We start from the raw sequence: 16,711 nt of genomic DNA, 5'->3' as shown, positions 1-16,711 counted from the left end.
CGCGCTGTCAGGCCTCGACAACGGGCAGCCAGACCCGCATCGTCGCCGGGCCCCGGTTTCCCCACGAGTGGTAGGGCACCAGCGCGACCTCGCGCAGCTCCGGGCCGGCGGCGTCGGCGGGCGAGGCGTCGTACGGCCACTCCGACTCGGGTGCCGGGACGGTTCCGGCGAGGACGGTGGTCGTCCCGTCGCAGTCCCGCGGCGGCGTCGAGATGTCGACGCGGACGTCGTTGACGGACTCGCCCAGGTCGACCGACTCCAGGCACAGCACCACCGGCCCGCGCTCGACGGCGACCGAGCCACGCACCGCGTCGATGCGCGGGTGGGGCCAGGTCCACCGCGGCGCCACCGGCAGGTCGAGCTCGACGACGTCGCCGGGGGCGAAGGCGCGCCGCACGGTCACGTAGCCGGGGCCGGCGGTCTGCGTCCCGTCCGGCGTCCGCAGCGTCGCCGCCGGCGCCCACGACGGCACCCGCAGCGTCAGAGCCCACGGCCTGGCCGGACCCTCGAGCACCTCGATCCGCACGGCGCCGTCGGCGGGGTAGTCCGTCGTCACGCGGACGGCGACCCGCTCGCCGCCGGTCAGCGTCGTCCGGGTCTCCGACGCCGCGTACTGGTGCAGCTGGAGGCCGTCGTCGTCGACGGTGGCGACGTACGCCCCGAGCGTGGCGAGGGTGCGCGCGACGTTGGTCGGGCAGCAGGAGACGTTGAACCACGGCGCGCGCAGGTCCGACGACGCGCGGCGGCTGGCCACGTCGGGGTCGGGCACGTGGCCGGGAACTCGCTGATGCAGTGGGTTGGTGTAGAAGAACGCCCGGCCGTCCGCCGCCGGCGAGGTGGCGACGACGTTGAACAGGGTCCGCTCGACCACGTCGGCCCAGGTGGCCTCGCCGGTGGCCAGCAGCAGCCGGTGGCCGAGCATCACCGAGGCGACCCCGGCGCAGGTCTCGGAGTAGGCGCGGTCGGGCGGCAGCTCGTGGTCGAGACCGAACGACTCGCCTTCGTGGTGCGCACCCATGCCGCCGGTCAGGTAGGTGCGTGTTCCGAGGGTGTTCCGGGTCTGCCGGGTGACGGCGGTGAGCAGCTCGTCGTCCTTGGTGTCGACGGCGAGGTCCACCGCGCCCGCCGCGAGGTAGAGCGCCCGGACGGCGTGCCCGCGGTGCACCGACGCCTCCCGCACCGGCACGTCGTCCTGGTAGTACGCGGCGCCGAACTCGATGTCGCCGAGGACCCCGTGCCCGCGCCGCTCGACGAACAGCCGGGCCTGGTCGAGGTACTTCTCGTCGCCGGTGTACCGGGCGAGCTCGACGAGCGCGACCTCGATCTCCGGGTGCCCGTCGACGGACCGGATCCCGTCGGGGCCGAAGACGTCGCAGACGTGGTCGGCGGCGCGGACCGCGACCTGGACGAGCAGGTCGTCGCCGCGCGTGCGGCCGCGGGCGACCGCCGCCTGGATCAGGTGGCCGAAGCAGTACAGCTCGTGACCCCACTGCAGGTCGCTGTACCGCGGCTCCTGTCCGGGCCGGCCGAACCGGGTGTTCAGGTAGCCGTCCGGCTCCTGCGCCGCGGCGATCCGCGCCACGAGCGCCTGCAGCCGCCGGTCCATGTCCTGGTCGCCGGTGCGGCCGATCTCCCAGGCCATGGCCTCGACGAGCTTGTAGACGTCGGAGTCGGAGAACTCGCGGCCGCGCCGGTCGGCGGGCAGGCGGCCCTCGACGGCGGCGTCGAAGTTGCCGGTCCAGCCCATCCGCTCGACCCACTGCTCGCAGTGCTCGATGATCGCCGTCGCGTTGAGCTCCTGGCGATCGGCCCAGAAGCCGCCGGTGATCCGGACGTCGCCGATCCCGACCGGACGCCACACGCCGTTCGCCGGGACGACCGGGCGCCCCCAGGTGCAGTTCGAGTCAGGCACGCCGGGCCGCCCAGTGGGCCTCGAGGTCGGTGGTGCCGAACCGCTGCAGCAGCTCGGCGTGGGCGTCGAGGGCGACCGCCGAGATCCAGGGCAGGCAGGTCTTGTTGCCCTCGCCCTTGCCGCGGCCGCCGAAGCCGGTGCCGAGGAACATCGGGTCGTCGATCAGCCACCAGCTGACCAGCAGCCCCTCCTCCTGCAGGCCGGGGCGGGCGTAGCCCCAGGTCTTCTCGGCGGTGGCGACGGTCTCGTTGGAGCCGTGCAGGCAGAGGACGGCGACGGTGGCCAGGTCCCGGTCGTCGGCGGCCAGCGCGATCGAGTACAGGTCGGGGACGGCGTGGACCTCGTAGGGGTGGATGTAGCCGGCGCCGCAGGTGTCGCAGGCGCTCCAGCCGGTGCTGCGGAAGCCGTACCCGGCGAGCGTGCTGCCAGGCGGCAGCGGTACGTCCCAGAGGTAGACCCAGGTCGCCAGCAGCCGGGCGGCGTTGCGGGCGCCGGCGGCCCAGCGCGGGTCGTCGTCCACCTCGGCGAGACCCAGCGTGGCCCGCATCGAGAACAGGATGCTCTCGCTGTCGACCAGCTGCGGCCGGGCGTAGATCGAGTCGTGGATGCCGCCGTTGTGCTTGATGCCGTCGATGAAGTGCTCGACGACGAAACCGGTGGCCCGCCGGGCGGCGTCCAGCCAGCGGGCCTCGCCGTCGAGGGAGTGCAGACGCAGCAGCAGCGGCACGACGGTCGCGGTGGAGGACTTCTGGTTGAGCTCGGTCGGCCCGAACCAACTGCGCGGCTCGACGATCGGCTTGCCGTCGAAGTCGTAGGCGCGCCGCCAGGTGCCGTCGTCCTCCTGGACGTCGAGCAGGAACTCGCCGAACCGGCGTGCGGTGGCGAGCCACTCGGGGTGCTCGCGGCCACGCGCGGCCTCGGCCGAGTACGCCCGCAGCAGCGCCTCGTGCTCCTCGGCCATGCACCGCAGGTAGGTGCCCTCGACGCCCGAGAGCGCGTCGATGGCGTGCCTCATGTGCGCGTAGACCGGGCCCATCAGCTCCTCGAGGTTGGTGGACTCGTCGGCGTAGGCCAGCGGCAGCAGGAGGCCGCTCCACCAGGCCCGGCTTCGCCCGTCGTCGAGGTCGTAGAGCGTGGGGCACAGGCCGATCGCCGAGTCGCGCACCTGGTGCACGAAGAAGTTGATCGTCTTCAGCGCCTTGGCGTCGGCGTCGCCGTCGCCGGTCGCGGCGGCGTGCTCGAGCACGTGCAGCGCGTTGAGCACGGTCTGACCGGTGAAGCCGTACTGCAACACGTTGCGCAGCTGCTCGCCGTTCTGCGGGTGGCAGTTGGTCACGAAGCCGGCGGGCACCGGCTCCTCGCCGGCCCGCTCGGCGTAGTAGGGGAGCAGGGCCTCGATGCGCAGCCGATGCAGCTCGTCGAAGGACTCCGGCAGCTCGACCCGCTGAGGCGCGAGGTGCGCGATGCGCCGCTGCCACAGCGCCCACAGCGCGTCGACCGGCGTCTCGCCGGCGACGGTGGTGAACCCGTAGCGCACCTCGAAGCCGCCCTCGTCCAGCGGCCAGTAGGCGCCCCACGGCTCCCGGCCCTTCGCGGTGAGCGCGTGGCTGCGGGTCCGCTCGACGAACGGGTAGGTGGCGACCGCGGTGACCCGGTCGGCGTCGTCCGGAACCAGGCCGAGGCTGCCGATGTCGGTGCGCTGGACGAACTCCTGCTGCCCCCGCTCACGGTCCGGGACGTCGTCGAACTCCGGGACGTCGTCGCGGGTGAGCGCGATGCCGAGGTGCTGCGCCGGCAGGTAGGCGAGCACGGCCAGGCCGGTCAGCCGGTCGTCGCGGAAGGTCAGCGAGCGGCTGTCGGTGTAGTCCTCGACGCCGTCCCCGTCGATGTCGTTGAGGTCGTAGAGCGCCGGCGGGGCGAACAGCGTGGCGTCGTCGAACCGGGAGTCGACCAGCGTGCTCTCCAGCGACACCCGCACGGGCACGCCCGAGCCGGTGACGCTGCGCTCGACCGAGACGCCGTCGTCCCCGGCCGACCACACGTCGCGGACCACCACCTCGCCGTCCCCGTGCCGCACGGTCGCCGTCCCGGTCAGGACGCCGCCGTCGTCGGCCAGCTCGTCGTACGCGGCGTGCACGACGGTGGTGTCGTCGGCGAACTCGGCGACCACGGGCGCGGCCAGGCGGACGACGCACTGCTCGTCCTGCCACAGCTCGACGCCCGAGCCGGGGTCGAGGTGGACAGCAATCAGCTTCATCGGTGGGGTTCTCCTGGGTTGTGCGGGCGGGTCAGCCCTTCGAGGCGCCGCTCATGAGGCCGGCGATGATGCCGCGCTGCGCCACGACGGTGACCACGAGGACGGGGAGCAGGTAGACCACGGAGGCGGCGGTCATCTGCCCCCAGTAGGTCTGGAACTGGGTGATGTAGCCGGCGACCCCGACCGGCATGGTCTGCGCGTCGGGGGTGCGGGTCAGCGCCAGGGCGATGACGAACTCGTTCCACGCCGCGAGGAAGCCGAACAGCGCCGCGACGCCGACGGCCGGCTTGGAGATCGGCAGCATGATCCGCAGCAGGATGCCCAGGGTGCCCAGGCCGTCGAGCCGGGCGGCCTCGGCGAGCTCCTCGGGCAGCTTGCGGAAGAAGCCCTCGAGCATCCAGATGACCAGGGGCAGCACCACCGGGATGTAGGCGATGACCAGGCCCAGGGTGTTGTTGATCAGCCCGAGGGAGCGGAACTGCAGGAAGAACGGCAGGGCCAGCACCACGGGCGGGAAGAAGCGGGTGACCAGGGCCGCGCCCAGCAGCAGGCCGCTGAGCCGGAACCGGAAGCGGGCGAAGCCGTAGGCCGCCGGGACGCCCAGCACCAGGCCGACCAGCGTCGCCCCGGAGGCGACGATCAGGCTGTTGCCGAACAGCTTGAGCACGTCGGTGCCGGTCAGGACCTCGCCGAAGTGCTCGACGGTGGGGCTCTGGGGGAGCACGGTCGGCGGGATCGCGAAGATCTCGCCGGTCGGCTTCAGCGACGTCGTGAAGATCCAGACGATGGGCAGCAGGAACAGGAACGTCGCGACGACGGTGAGGACGCCGGCGCCGATCGGCTTTGCCGGGTTGCTGCGGGGCGCGCTGGAGCGGCGGGGAGCCCGCTTCGTCGGCTCGGTGCGCACCTCGGGGCGGTTCTTGAGCAGGGTGCTCACGCCACGTCCTCCTTGTCGCGCAGCAGGGCGAACACGGCCCACGCGCTGGCGGCGATGACCAGGACGAAGACGACCGCGGCCGCCGCGCCGCCGGCGAAGTCGGTGTTGGTGAACAGCAGCCGGTAGAGGTAGCTGCTCATCACCTCGGTGGAGCCGCCCGGGCCACCGCCGGTGAGCACGTAGACTGAGTCGAAGACGCGGAAGGCGTCGGCGAGGCGGATCACCAGGATGATCAGCAGCGCCGGCTTGAGCAGCGGCAGCGTGATGTGCCAGAAGGCGCGCCACGGGCCGGCGCCGTCGGTGCGGGCGGCCTCCTCGAGCTCCTTGGGGATGTTGGCCAGGCCGGCCAGGAGCACGAGGACGACGAACGGCAGTGCCAGCCAGACGTTGGTCACCAGGATGGTGATCCGCGACAGCCACTCGTCGCCGAACCACGACGGGGTGGGCAGCCCCAGGAGGTCCAGGCCCCGGTTGATCAGCCCGTAGTCGTTGGAGAACAGGAATTTCCAGGCCAGCGAGGCGACGACCGGGGCGACCATGAGCGGCAGGGCGATGACCAGCCGCATCGCCTTGCGGCCCCTCGTCTCCCGGTGGAGCAGCACCGCGATGGCCAGGCCGAGGGCCAGTTCGACCACGAGCGACGTCGCGACGAAGCCGATCGAGTGCAGCAGGGCGTCGCGGAAGGCCGCGGAGCCGAGCACCCGGCTGTAGTTGTCGAGGCCGGCGAAGGTGGCCGGCGGCCCCGACGGGGAGAGGCTGAACTCCTGGAAGCTCAGCGAGACCGTCCACAGCACCGGGAAGACCACGGTGACGGCCAGGGCGACGACGGCCGGGGCGGTGAGCAGCATGCCGGAGAGCCGGCGCCGGCCGGCCAGGGTCCGCCCGCGGCGCCCGGCCGTCGTCGCCGCCGTCACTTGCCGGACTCCTCGTAGGCCGCGTCCATCGCCTCCTGCGCCGTCTTCAGCGCGCTGTCGACGTCCGAGCCCTGCGACATGACCGCCGAGACGGCGACCGCCATGGCCTCCTGGTACTGCGGGTAGGCCGGCGTCATCGGCATCGTGGTGCTGGCCCCGACCGAGTCGGCGAAGGCCTGGAAGGTCTGCCGCTGCGCGTCGGTGAGGCTGGTGTCGGCGGCCAGGGCGTCGACGACCGACTTGCGCGGCGTCGGGACGGTCTGGTCGCGGCTGATCTGCTCGAGCATCTCGGTGCCGGTCGACCACTGCAGCCACTGCCAGGCGGCGTCCTGGTTCTGCGATGCCGAGGAGATGCCGAAGCCCCAGGAGAACGTCGTCGCGACCTGGTCGGGGTTGCCCGGGGCCGGCGCGATGGCGACGTTGTCGACGACCTTGGACTGCGCCGGGTCCTGGGCGAGGGAGTAGAGGTACGGCCAGACCAGCGCCATGGCGACCTTGCCCTCGAGGAACTGGCCCTGGATGTCGGTCAGGTCGTGCAGGCCCTCAGGGCTGGTGCGGTCCTCGAACTGGACGCCGGTCATGAGGTCGAACGCGGCGCGGGCCTCGGGGGTGTCGATGGTCGGAGCGCCGTCCGGACCGACGATGTCGCCGCCGGCCTGCTGGATGTAGCTCTGGAAGCGCGTGGACACCTCGCCGTCCTGCTTGCCCGGCATGATCGTGCCGAAGACGCCGGCGGCGGGGTCGGTGAGCTTGACGGCGTCCGCGCGGTACTCGTCCCACGTGGTGGGCGGGTTCTGGATGCCGGCGGCCGCGAAGAGGTCGGTGCGGTAGTAGAGCACCAGGTTGTGGACCATGAACGGCAGGCCGTAGAGGCCGCCGTCGTAGCTCTCGGTGTCGAGGGTGTGCGGCAGGAAGTCGGCGCGGTCCTCGTCGGAGAGCCTGTCGCTGACGTCGACAAGGTAGCCCTTCTCGGCGAACTCGGGCACCCACGGCTGGTCGACGGTGTAGACGTCGAAGGCGCCCTCGCCGGAGACGGCGTCGGAGAGGAACTGCTGGCGCATGTTGGCGTGGGGGACGGCGAGGATCTCGACGTCGACGCCGGTCTCCTCGGTGAACTCGGGCGCGTGCTCCTTGTAGAACGCCTCCCACGGGGAGCCGGCCTCGACGCCGACGGTGATGCTGCCGTCGCCGTCGTTCGAGCCGCCGCTGCTGCCGCCGCCTCCGCCGGGGGCGCAGGCGGTGAGGGCGAGGGCGAGGACGGCGAAGGGGGCGAGAGCCGAGGGGCGCCGCCACCGCATCTTTGCGCTGGTCATGGATCCTCCGAAAGCCGGGTTCACGAGTTCGGACCTCAGGCAGGACCGAAACTCTGCCGAAATGCTTTTCGTCACGTTAGAGTGATGCTCCGCACGGCGTCAAGGATCGTCGGTGCGAAACGGTTTCGGGATCTACGGAGGGTCTGGATGACGGAGGTCGAGGGCCGGCGCCCGACGCTCAAGGACGTCGCGCGGCTCGCGGGTGTCTCCATCGCCACGGCGTCGAAGGCGCTGAACGGGCGGGACCAAGTGCACCCGGAGACGCGGCAGCGGGTGATGGAGACCGCGCAGCGGATCGCGTTCACGCCCAACCCCTTGGCGCGGGGGCTGCTGGTCGGGCAGTCGGGCACGGTCGGGCTGCTGACCAACGACCTCGAGGGCCGGTTCTCGATCCCGATCCTGATGGGCGCCGAAGACGCTTTCGGGGCCGGGCGGATGTCGGTGTTCCTCTGCGACGCGCGGGGCGACGCGATCAGGGAGTCGTTCCACCTCGAGGCGCTGCTGGCGCGGCGGGTGGACGGGCTGATCGTGGTGGGATCGCGGACGGACCCACGGCCGTCGCTCGGCGATCTGCCGGTGCCAGTGGTCTACGCCTACGCGCCGTCGTCCGACCCCGCCGACGTCTCGCTGGTGCCGGACAACACGGCGGCCGGGGCGATGGCGGCGCAGCACCTGATCTCGATCGGCCGGCGGCGGATCGCGCACATCTCCGGCGACGTGGGGTACGCGGCGGCGCGCGACCGCGCGGACGGCGTGCAGTCGGCGCTGACCTCCGCGGGCCTCTCGCTGGCGGGGGACCAGGTGCTGTACGGGCACTGGTCGGAGGCGTGGGGCCGGGCAGCCACGGCCACGCTGCTCGACCAGGCGCTGGACGTGGACGCGATCGTGTGCGGGTCGGATCAGATCGCGCGCGGGGCGCTGGAGGTGCTGCGGGACCGTTCCCTCGACGTCCCGAGCGCCGTCGCGGTGGTCAGCTTCGACAACTGGGAGATCCTGGCCGCGGAGTCGCGACCGCCCCTGACATCGGTCGACATGAACTTCGAGGCGTTGGGCCGAATGGCCGCGCAGCGCCTGTTCAAGATGATGAACGGAGAGGCCCACAGCGGCGTGGATACGCTGCCCTGTCGTCTCGTGATCCGAGGGTCAACCGTGGCGGGATGACCCCCGTGCCGCGACATGCCGGCATGTCTGCCGGCCGTGGGTGACGACGGCATCCGAAGTCAGCGGCCTGCTGGCCCGCCGGTCTCTACGCGGACCCCTGTACGCCGCAGCTTGCGGCCGCAGGCATAGGCGTAGCGACGGGATGCCGCCGTGTTTGGCGCGGGTTACACGCTGCTCGCGGTCGGGACGGTCGATCCGATGGACGTGCTGCAACAGCTGGCCGAGGAACGATGCGATGCCCTGGCTGCCCGCCGCCGCGGATCGCGCCGATCAACGACCGACTCGATGAGGAGTGCGCACGGGTCCTGCGCTCGTGCGTTGTCGAGGAGATCGATCCACATGATTCGGCCGGGTCGACGAGCTGCCGGTCGTGCACCGGATCTCGAGCACGTTCGACGAGCGCCGGGACCGCTCTCTTGTTGCGCTGGCGGCGGGGCCGCCAGCGCGGACGGCCGGTCACGCCGCGGATGCAGGCGCGAGCCATCAGCAGCTCGACCGAGCCGTGCCCGAGCACGCGACCTCGGTCAGGTCGAAACGGGTTTGGCGCCCTGCCCCAGGACTCTGTTGGGAACCAATCGCCGCTGTGTCTCTGCACCGCTCGGACGGTCACCCCACCGGATGCGGTAGCCGGCGTCCCCACCACCCGCCGGATTCCGTCGCGGATGAGACCCAACGGCGTTCCATTACCTACCGGTGAGCTCGTTCTGGCGCTTGACCGGTAGGTCGCCTGCTGCGCGCGCTTCGACACCGGCCCCGCGCCTGAGGGCCTGGACCTGACCGGCCCCGAGGCCCTCTGCCTGGTGGATCTCCGCCGATACCGACGATCTCGACGCCTTGGCCCCGCTGCGGCACCTCGACACCGGTGGCAAGACCACGCGTGTCGCCGACAAGGAAGCCTTGTCCCTCGGAATAGATATATGATACACAGCCCTATGCCCCTGATGGGTGGACCCGCTCGCGGAGTCCTGTTCCCGCGACCTACTGGGTCGGCGTCGGAGCCTGCGATGCCCTCACAGACGCTCGGACAGACGGCCCTGTGGGGTGTCGGGGGTCGCTGCACCTTCGATTGCGCCGTCGGAGAGGCCTCGGACCGCGGTTCCAGAAGTCTTCGGGCCCGGGTCCCAGGGCGCGGTGATCGCGGCCTACCCCTACCGACGCCCTCGCCGGAGGCCATGGACAAGCAGAAGAGGAGGTAGGTGCCACCGTGAAGCTCGGCGACCAGCAGGCGTGCATCGTCGGCGTAGGGACCAGCGACCAGTTCGGGTTCGACCTCGGCAAGAGCCCCATGCGGCTCCAGGTCGAGGCCTTCACCAGCGCGTTGCGCGATGCGGGTCTGCGGCGGGAGGACATCGACGGCTTCGCAACAGCTCACGGGTCGCCCTCGGGAGTGGACTACGAAGAGTTCACGGCCGCGATGGGACTCACCTGCCGGTTCGTCGACCAGGCGTGGGCGCACGGGCGGTGGGCCACCGGCTTGGTGGCCCAGGCGGGACTGGCGGTCATGGCCGGTCTTGCCGACTTCGTCGCGATCGCGAACACCGGCGTCACCCGTCGCGGCTACGGCCGGTACCTCACCGGGCTCGGCGGGTCCGGAACCCGTGAGGGGTTGCGGGACACCGGCGGCGGCCACGGCGAGTGGACCGTGCACGGCATCGACACACCGGGCGTGGGGACCTCGCTCGTGGCGCAGCGCTACATGGAGAAGTACGGAGCAACCTCGACCGACCTGGCCCGGATCAGCGTCGGCTACCGGGAGAACGCCTCGAAGAACCCCATGGCGGGCCTGCGCGCCAAGCCGCTCACCATGGAGACTTACTTCGACGAGCCCGTCATCGCCGGGCCCTTCCGTCGGTCCGACTACGCGCTGCTCAACGAGGGCGCGACGTGTCTGATCGTCACCACGACCGAGCGAGCCCGCGATCTGCCTCAGCGTCCTGCACTGGTGGCAGGAGTGCAGAGCATCCAGTCCAGCCGCGACGACTACGTGATGTTCTCCCGTCCCGGGCTGGGGGTCGGCTTCGGTGAGGAGTACGCGTTCCGCGCTCGGCCGCAGCCGGTCTACGACATGGCCGGCGTCACGCGCGATGATCTCGACGGCCTCTACGTCTACGACTCCTTCGCCAGCAACCTGTGGATGGTGCTCGAACGGTTCGGGTTCTGCGGCGAGGGCGAGGCGCCGGCCTGGGTCGAGAAGTCCGGCGTGGGCGTGGCCAGCGAGCTGCCGGTGAACACCAACGGGGGACTGATGGCCGAGGGTGACTTCACCGGATACGCGCACCTCATCGAGATGGTGCGCCAGCTTCGCGGCACCGCGGGCGAACGCCAGATCGCCGACGCCTCGGTGCTGCAGTGGGTCACACCCTGGGGCGACTCGTTGATTCTCACGGCCTGACCGCGGTCGTCCTCCCGGACGAACCACGGCCTTGGTGCGGAAGAGCCGGACGAGCAGAAGAGGAAGAAGGGCAGGCGTCATGTCAACGCTGGCGGAGGTGGGCACCTATGCGGGCCCCGAGCCGGTCATCCACCCGGAGTCGGAACCGTTCTGGCGGGGGCTCGGCGAGGGGCGGCTGCGGCTCCAACGATGCGCCTCCTGCGAGCGGGTGCGATGGCCCATCGCACCGGTCTGCCACTCCTGCGGCTCACTCGACTCCCAGTGGACCGACGTCGAGGGGGAGGGCACGGTGTCGGCGGCGGTCGTCGTGCAGCGGGCGACGGGTGATCCGATCTGGGCGGACGAGGTGCCCTACCTGACCGGCATGGTCGACCTGCCCGCGGGTCTGCGGCTGCCAGGCCGGGTGCTCTGCGACTGCGGGGAAGGCGGGCGGCACGGCGCCCCGGTCCAGGCCGCGCGCTTCTCGACGGAGGACGGCTACGGCGTCCTGTGCTTCGTGCACGGGTGCCGCCAGTGACGGCCGCCCAGCGGCGGACGCCGCTGTTCAAGGAGCTGCCCTTCCTGCCCGACTCGACCGAGCGCCACGCCTGGGACGTGTGGGGGCGGGATGACGAGATCGGTTCGCTCAACCTCGTCGGTCGCGAGCAGGTCGCCCATGCCTGCGGGCTGGTCCGCGACGGCCGGGTGGTCTCGCTGACCCTGCCCCTCAACGAGCCTGACCCGGGACTCTTTCCCGATCGGCACCCGTACGAGCACACCGTGGACGTCGACCGCGGTGGCCGGGACGACAAGGTCGACAACTTCTACCTGCAGTTCTCCAGCCAGTGGGACGGCCTTCGCCACGTGCGCTTCCGGCAGTACGGCTATTGGGGCGGGCGGCAGGACACCGACCTGGACGCCGGTGATGACTTGGGCATCGACCGCTGGTCGGATCACGGGTTGATGGGGCGGGGCGTGCTCATCGACGTCGCCCGTCACATGGCCGACCGTGGCACCCCGCTGGTGATGACGGAGGGCTTCGAGATCACGGGTGACCTGATCAGCGAGATCGCGGCCGCTGAGCAGGTGGAGTTCCGCTCGGGCGACTTCCTGGTGCTGCGGACCGGATGGACGGAGTGGTACCGGACCCGGCCCGCCGAGGAACGCGCGGCCATGCGGGGATCGGTGGGCCATGGCTTCGCCTGTCCCGGCCTCGAGTCCTCCCAGGACACCGCCGCGTTCCTGTGGGATCACGAGTTCGCGTCCGTCGCCGGCGACAACGTGGCGGTCGAACGTCTCCCGGTGGACCGGGAGAAGGGGTTCCTGCACCGGCGGATCATTCCGTTGCAGGGCATGGCCCTCGGCGAGTTCTGGCACCTCGAGGAGCTGTCGGCCGTCTGTGCCGAGACCGGCAGGTACGACTTCCTGCTCGTCTCTGCGGCGCTCAAGGTCCCCCGCGGGGTGGGGAGTCCGGCCAACGCCTACGCGATCGTCTGAGCGTCGCCGCGGGAGGAGACAAGAAAGAGGAAGCATGGACGTCGCGCGTCGTCGCTCCTGCCTGTCCGTGCCGGCCGCGGACGAGCGCAAGATCGCCCGAGCGCTCGCCGGGCCGGCGGACGAGATCGTGTTCGACCTCGAGGACTCGGTGCCCGCAGACGCCAAGGACGACGCCCGCCACCGGCTGGGATCCGCCTTGCGGGAAGAGCTTGGCGGTGCCGGCCGCCGGATGGCCGTGCGGGTGAATGCGGCGCGCTCGCCGTGGTGCCATCGGGACCTCGAGGCGGTGGCGGACCTGCCCGGTGTCACCTCGGTCGTCGTCCCCAAGGTGGAGTGTGCCGGCGACATGGCCTTCGTCGATCGGCTGCTCGACGGTGTCGAGGCGGCGGCCGGGCGGGGGCAACCCGTCGGCGTGCAGGCTCTGGTGGAGACGGCGACGGGCCTGGCCAACGTCCTGGCGATCGCCGCGGCGGGGGAGCGACTGGAGGCGCTGATCCTCGGCTACGCGGACCTGGCCGCATCACTGGGTGCCTGCTCCCCGCCAGAGCGACGGCTCGACCTCTGGCTGCCCGCCCAGCAGGCCGTGCTCGTCGCCGCTCGCGCGGCGGGGGTCCAGGCCATCGACGGGCCGCACCTCGGAGTCGAGGTCGACGACGGGCTCGCCGCCGGAGTCCAGCGCGCTCGCGATCTGGGCTTCGACGGGAAGTGGGCCATCCACCCCCGGCAGGTCGACGTCCTCAATGCCGCCTTCACCCCGACGCAGGACGAGGTGGACCACGCAACCCGGGTGCTCGCGGCCCTGACCGAGGCGCACGGCCGCGGCGCCGGCGCGGCGCGGCTCGACGGGCAGATGCTCGACGAAGCCGTGGCCGTGGCCGCCCGCCGGGTCCTGGCCAGGGCGCCGCGGCCATGACCGTGCGCGCCCCCGCCTCGCTCGTCGCCGAGGGCCCCTGGTTCGAGGAGCTGCGCCGGGGCGACGTCTTCGACGGCGCCCCAGCCGTCACCCTGACCTCCGGCCTGGCCGCGGCCCACCAGTCCGTCGTGGGCAACCGGCTGCGGCTCGCGCTCGACCGCGCGCTCAGCCGGGCGGTCACCGGCCGGGACCCGGCGTTCGTCTCACCGGCCCTCGTGTGGGACGTCGCCATCGGCCAGTCGACGGAGGTCACCCACCACGTGGTCGCCAACCTCTTCTATCGGGGCCTCTACTTCCGGCGCGCGCCGGCCGTCGACGACGTGCTGCGGACGCGCACGGAGGTGGTGGCCCTGCGTCAGAACACCCCACGCCCTGACCGGCCGGCCACGGGGCTGGCCGTCCTGCGGATCACGACCACCGACCAGGACGATCGGACGGTCCTGGACTTCTGGCGCTGCGCCATGCTCCCGCTCCGCGACCCGGCCGTACAGACGGGACACCGGGACGACGTGGGGGCCATCGGCGCCCCGGTCGACGATTCGGCCGTCGCCGACCTCGCTCGTTCATGGCGTCTGGATGCCTTCCGCGCGGCGCTGCCCCGGTCGGCCGGGCGCGACCTGGTCCCCGGGGACAGCTGGCGGGTGGCCGGTGGCGACGTCGTCTCCTCGGCGCCCGAACTGGCGCGCCTGACCCTCAACATCGCCCGGACCCATCACGACGACGCGGCCGGACCCGCCGGGCGGTTGGTCTACGGCGGGCACACCATCGGCATCGCCCTCTCTCAGGCGGTCCGCGCCATCCCGGAGCTGGTGACCGTCGTGGGCTGGCACGGCTGCGACCATGTGGCGCCGGTCCGCGAGGGGGACACGCTCAGCAGCAGCGTGTCGGTCACCGATGTGGTCGGGGTCGATGACGGCCGCCTGGTGCACCTCCGTTCCCGGGTGCAGGCCCGCAGCACCGCAGGCGAGGCTCCCCGCGACGTGCTCGACTGGCGCTTCCTGGCCCTCCTGCCCTGACCCCGCCGGCCGGGCGCCCACCGCGTGTTCCGGTAGTTGGGGTCAGGCGATCAGTCGGGCTCGTCCGGCCGACATGCCCGCCACCAGCTGCGGCAGGCACAGCAGGAGAAGCACGACCATCGGCACCCGCCAGCTGCTGGTCGCGTCGTGCAGCGTGCCGGCGAGCAGCGGTCCCAGGGCGGCGATCAGGTAGGCGCCGCCCTGCGCGAAGCCCGAGAGGGCGTCGGTCGCCGTGGGGACGCGGGTCCGCAGGACGATCAGGGTGAGGCCGAGCGGGAAGGCGGTGCTACCGACGCCCACGGACACCGCCCACAGGTCCGGAGCCGCCGTCGGGGCGAGGACCAGGCCGAGCAACCCGACGACGTTGAGCAGCGTCGTCGCCACCACGTACCCGACCTGATGGCGGCTGCGCATGGCGAGCTGAGGAACGATCAGCCCGCCTGGGATGCCCGCGAGCTGCGCCAGGGCGAGCAGGAAGCCCGCTCGGCCAGGGCTGTAGCCGAGATCCTGGAAGAACGCCGGCAACCAGGCGATCAGGGTGAAGAAGATCAGCGACTGCAGTCCGAGGAACAGGAGGACCGCCCAGGCGATCGGCTGGCGGAGCATCCTTCCGTCGGTATGTGGCCGCACATCGACAGCGGAGGACCGGCGGCCGGCCCGGGTGACCAGCTGCCAGCCGGCCAGCGCGAGCAGGGCGGGCAGGGCCCACGCGGCCAGGGCCGGCTGCCAGCGTCCGCCGAACAGATCCTGCAGCGGGACCGCCGTGGCCGCTCCGGCGGACGCGCCCATGCCGAGCGCCATCGCGTACAGACCGGTGGCAAGTCCGGCGCGGTCGCTGTGGTCACGCCGGATCAATCCGGGTATGAGCACGTTGGTCACGGTGATCGCCGTGGCGGCAAGGGCGGTGCCGATCAGCAGCGTCGTCGGCCCACCGATCACGCGGAGCGACAGCGTCACGGTCAGTAGCCCGAGGGCGCAGGCCAACGTCCGCTCGGGTGTGAGCGCCCGGGCGATGCCGGGCACGCTGGTCGACAAGAGCCCGAAGACGAGGAGCGGCAGCGCCGTGAGCAGGGCCAGGAAGCCTGCGGAGAGGTGCAGATCCGATCTCAGCGCGTCGACCAGCGCCGGGACGCTGGTCAGAGACGGACGCAGATTGAGCGAGATCAGCGTGAGGATCAGCAGTCCCCAGATGGTGCGGCGAGGGGCCGGCGAGGACCCCGCGTCACGTGAGGCGCGGGACCGCGAATCGTCGGCTCGAGCCTCTTGACGATGTTGCGTACGCCACACTATATATGTGTATCACATTGCATCCGTGGTCAACGGCACTCCCGGTGATGACCGAGTTGACGCGGCAATGAGGCGCCAGAGCCCCACCCGGAGAGGAACAGGCCATGCGAGCAGCCGTCGTGCACGAGACGGGCGGTCCCTCGGTTCTGCAGCTCGAGGAGATCGACCGACCCACACCAAGCCCGACGCAGGTCGTCGTCGAGGTGGCCGCCTGCGGGATCTGCGGGCACGACCAGGCCGACCGGCTCGGCCTCACCAAGATCCCGCTGCCCGAGGTGCTCGGGCACGAGTTCGCGGGAACGGTCGTCGAGGTCGGCAGCAAGGTGCGGCACTTCTCGGTCGGCGACCGGGTCGCGGCCAAGCAGTTCACCACCTGCGGCCACTGCGCGTTCTGCCTCTCCGGCCGTGAGCTCGAGTGCCCCGACAAGTCGTTCAACTACGGCGGATACGCCGAGTACGTCGCGGTCGAGGACTCCGCACTCCTCCCGGTGCCCGACGGGCTGGATCTGGCCGACGCCACCGTGGTCGCCTGTGCCGTCGGAACCTGTCTGCAGGCACTCAAGCGGATCGCGAAGCTGCGCGCGGGGGAGACGGTCCTGGTCACGGGGGCCGGCGGTGGCCTCGGCATCCACGGCATGCAGGTGGTGGCCGCACTGGGCGGGATCCCCGTCGCGGTGACCAGCTCGCCGGCCAAGGAGAAGCAACTGCTGTCCCTCGGTGCCGCGCACGTCGTCACCACGGATGACAAGAACTACTGGCGCCAGATCCTCGACATCACCAACGGGCGGGGCGCCGAGGTGGTGCTCGACAACGTCGGACACCCCGACGTGTTCTCCGGCTGTTTCCGCGGCCTCGCCCGGGGCGGGCGCTACGTGCTGACCGGGCAGATGACCGGTGAGCGAGTCTCCTTCTTCCCGGCCTTCGTCTTCGGCAAGGAAGCGGTCATCACGGGGTCGGCGTCCACGTCCATGGCGACGTTCGTCGAGTCCATGGAGATGGTCGCCGACGGCCGCGTCAAGGCAGCGGTGGAGAGGTTCCCCCTCGACAGCGTCGTGGAAGCGGCCGCGGCGGTCGACGACCGGCGCGTCGCGGGGCGAGCTGTCCTCGTCCCCTGAGCGGATCTGCGTTGTTCG

13 protein-coding genes are annotated in these 16,711 nt (G+C 71.6%); 7 read left to right on the top strand and 6 right to left on the bottom strand.

What is annotated here, in order from left to right; all coding sequences use genetic code 11:
• Positions 1-7: 7 nt before the first annotated feature.
• The 5 genes from ACWIYF_RS19135 to ACWIYF_RS19115 are packed head-to-tail and all read right to left on the bottom strand — an operon-like array spanning position 8 to position 7,333.
• Complete coding sequence (locus tag ACWIYF_RS19135; protein ID WP_448624420.1) at positions 8-1,912, bottom strand: glycoside hydrolase family 127 protein; 1,905 nt, start codon at positions 1,910-1,912, stop codon at positions 8-10.
• Positions 1,905-4,169: a hypothetical protein gene (locus ACWIYF_RS19130; protein ID WP_448624419.1), complete on the bottom strand. Its 2,265-nt coding sequence runs from the start codon at positions 4,167-4,169 to the stop codon at positions 1,905-1,907. Before ACWIYF_RS19130 ends, ACWIYF_RS19135 begins: the two co-directional genes overlap by 8 nt.
• A gap of 31 nt (positions 4,170-4,200) precedes the next feature.
• Positions 4,201-5,106, bottom strand: a complete 906-nt coding sequence (locus tag ACWIYF_RS19125) for a carbohydrate ABC transporter permease (RefSeq protein WP_448624418.1) — start codon at positions 5,104-5,106, stop codon at positions 4,201-4,203.
• Positions 5,103-6,020 (bottom strand): carbohydrate ABC transporter permease, encoded by a 918-nt coding sequence (locus tag ACWIYF_RS19120; RefSeq protein ID WP_448624417.1) that lies wholly within the window; start codon positions 6,018-6,020, stop codon positions 5,103-5,105. Before ACWIYF_RS19120 ends, ACWIYF_RS19125 begins: the two co-directional genes overlap by 4 nt.
• Entirely contained in the window at positions 6,017-7,333 is a 1,317-nt protein-coding gene (locus ACWIYF_RS19115) for an ABC transporter substrate-binding protein (RefSeq protein ID WP_448624416.1), read from the bottom strand. The genes ACWIYF_RS19120 and ACWIYF_RS19115 overlap by 4 nt, the downstream gene beginning before the upstream one ends.
• A gap of 147 nt (positions 7,334-7,480) precedes the next feature.
• On the opposite strand from ACWIYF_RS19115, the gene ACWIYF_RS19110 reads away from it, so the two are divergent.
• The 6 genes from ACWIYF_RS19110 to ACWIYF_RS19085 all read left to right on the top strand — a co-directional run bounded on the left by ACWIYF_RS19110 (position 7,481) and on the right by ACWIYF_RS19085 (position 14,291).
• Positions 7,481-8,494 carry a LacI family DNA-binding transcriptional regulator gene (locus tag ACWIYF_RS19110; RefSeq protein ID WP_448624415.1) on the top strand — a complete coding sequence of 338 codons (1,014 nt, stop codon included), beginning with the start codon at positions 7,481-7,483 and terminating at the stop codon, positions 8,492-8,494.
• A gap of 1,204 nt (positions 8,495-9,698) precedes the next feature.
• On the top strand, positions 9,699-10,886 hold the full coding sequence (locus ACWIYF_RS19105; protein WP_448624414.1) for a thiolase family protein: 1,188 nt from the start codon (positions 9,699-9,701) through the stop codon (positions 10,884-10,886).
• A gap of 79 nt (positions 10,887-10,965) precedes the next feature.
• Positions 10,966-11,403: a Zn-ribbon domain-containing OB-fold protein gene (locus ACWIYF_RS19100; protein WP_448624413.1), complete on the top strand. Its 438-nt coding sequence runs from the start codon at positions 10,966-10,968 to the stop codon at positions 11,401-11,403.
• Complete coding sequence (locus tag ACWIYF_RS19095) at positions 11,400-12,362, top strand: cyclase family protein (protein WP_448624412.1); 963 nt, start codon at positions 11,400-11,402, stop codon at positions 12,360-12,362. Before ACWIYF_RS19100 ends, ACWIYF_RS19095 begins: the two co-directional genes overlap by 4 nt.
• Positions 12,363-12,396: 34 nt before the next feature.
• A complete protein-coding gene (locus ACWIYF_RS19090; RefSeq protein WP_448624411.1) occupies positions 12,397-13,275 on the top strand; it encodes an HpcH/HpaI aldolase/citrate lyase family protein in 879 nt (292 codons plus the stop codon).
• Positions 13,272-14,291 (top strand): MaoC family dehydratase, encoded by a 1,020-nt coding sequence (locus ACWIYF_RS19085; protein ID WP_448624410.1) that lies wholly within the window; start codon positions 13,272-13,274, stop codon positions 14,289-14,291. The genes ACWIYF_RS19090 and ACWIYF_RS19085 overlap by 4 nt, the downstream gene beginning before the upstream one ends.
• A 42-nt stretch (positions 14,292-14,333) precedes the next feature.
• Here the strand turns inward: ACWIYF_RS19085 and ACWIYF_RS19080 are convergent, their stop codons facing one another.
• Complete coding sequence (locus tag ACWIYF_RS19080) at positions 14,334-15,578, bottom strand: MFS transporter (RefSeq protein ID WP_448624409.1); 1,245 nt, start codon at positions 15,576-15,578, stop codon at positions 14,334-14,336.
• Between the two features lie 104 nt (positions 15,579-15,682).
• On the opposite strand from ACWIYF_RS19080, the gene ACWIYF_RS19075 reads away from it, so the two are divergent.
• Complete coding sequence (locus ACWIYF_RS19075) at positions 15,683-16,693, top strand: alcohol dehydrogenase catalytic domain-containing protein (RefSeq protein ID WP_448624408.1); 1,011 nt, start codon at positions 15,683-15,685, stop codon at positions 16,691-16,693.
• The last annotated feature ends 18 nt before the right edge of the window (positions 16,694-16,711 follow it).

It is taken from the genome of Geodermatophilus sp. URMC 64, assembly GCF_053502555.1.
Note: the sequence above shows the minus strand (reverse complement) of the source record. Positions and strands in the feature narration are given on the sequence as shown.